We start from the raw sequence: 1443 nt of genomic DNA, 5'->3' as shown, positions 1-1443 counted from the left end.
TCAGTCCTCCCTACCTTGTTGATCGGGATGAGCGAGCCATTCGTAGGGTTGGCTCACCCAGGGGGTCCGGGTGTGGCTTTCAGTCCTCTGCCGCCCGTGGCTGCCGTCGATTCGCCGCCCGGCCCCCACGACGACTCGGCTGCTCATTAGGAATTGCGGCACTGATCGCTCAGTAGGGACTCGACAGCGAGGTCGTCCGTGGTACCTGTACGAGTACGACCTGCGGAGAAGCGAGTGACAGCGATCTGGGCCGGTATCGACGCCGGGAAGACCCATCACCACTGCGTGGTGATCGACGACACCGGCAAGCGGCTGCTGTCCCGGCGGGTGGCCAACGAGGAGAGCGAGCTGCTCCAGCTCCTCGGCGACGTCCTGGCCCTGGGCGAGGTCACGGCCTGGGGCATCGACCTGGCCGACGGCGGGGCCGGCCTCGTGATCGCACTCCTGCTCAACCACGGCCAGCACCTGCTCTACATCCCCGGCAGGGCCGTCAACCGGGCCTCCGAGGGCTACCGAGGCGACGGCAAGACCGACGCCAAAGACGCCGCGATCATCGCCGACCAGGCCCGCGTCCGCCGGGACCTGATGCCCCTGCGGTCCAGTGACGAGCTGGTCACCGAGCTGAAGGTCCTCACCGGCCGTCGCCGCGACCTCGCCGACGACCGGACACGGGCCATCAACCGGCTGCGGGGCCACCTGACCGGGATCTTCCCCGGCCTGGAGCGGGAACTCGACCTCGGCAACGTCGGCCCGCTGGTGCTGCTGACGGGCTACCAGACACCGGCCGCCATCCGCCGCACGGGCGTCAAGCGGCTGGCCACCTGGCTGCGCAACCGCAAGGTCCGCGGCGCCGACCAGCTCGCCGCGACAGCCGTCCAGGCCGCCGAGAACCAGCACACCGCCGTTCCCGGCGAGAAGATCACCGCCCAGGTCGTGCACTCCCTCGCCAGGGAGGTGATGGCCCTCAACGAGAAGATCGCCGAGACCGACAAGCTCATCGAGGGCCGGTTTCGCCAGCATCGGCACGCCGATGTGATCGCCAGCATGCCCGGCATCGGGCCCCTGCTGGGCGCCGAGTTCATCGCGGCCACCGGCGGTGACATGGACGCCTTCGACAGCGCCGACCGGCTCGCCGGGTTCGCCGGCGTCGCTCCCGCCTCGCGCGACTCGGGCAAGATCAGCGGCAACCTGCACCGGCCCAAGCGATACAGCCGACGCCTCCAACGCGTCTTCTACACCTCCGCGTTGATCAGCATCCGCTGCTGCGACGAATCCCGCCGTTTCTACGACCGCAAGCGCGCGGAAGGCAAGCGCCACGTCCAGGCCGTGATGGCACTCGCCCGGCGACGGGTCAACGTCATGTGGGCCCTCCTGCGTGACGGACGGTGCTACGACCCCATACCGCCCGTCACGTCCGCCGCTTGACATCTCCATTAGGAATCG

General features: G+C 69.1%; 1 protein-coding gene. It reads left to right on the top strand.

Annotated features, from left to right (window positions below):
- Positions 1-234: 234 nt before the first annotated feature.
- Positions 235-1425, top strand: a complete 1191-nt coding sequence (locus ABZV31_RS38275) for an IS110 family transposase (RefSeq protein WP_355901496.1) — start codon at positions 235-237, stop codon at positions 1423-1425.
- The last annotated feature ends 18 nt before the right edge of the window (positions 1426-1443 follow it).

Origin of the sequence: Streptomyces sp. NPDC005202 (genome assembly GCF_040608235.1) — a bacterium.
Lineage (GTDB): Bacteria > Actinomycetota > Actinomycetes > Streptomycetales > Streptomycetaceae > Streptomyces.
Note: the sequence above shows the minus strand (reverse complement) of the source record. Positions and strands in the feature narration are given on the sequence as shown.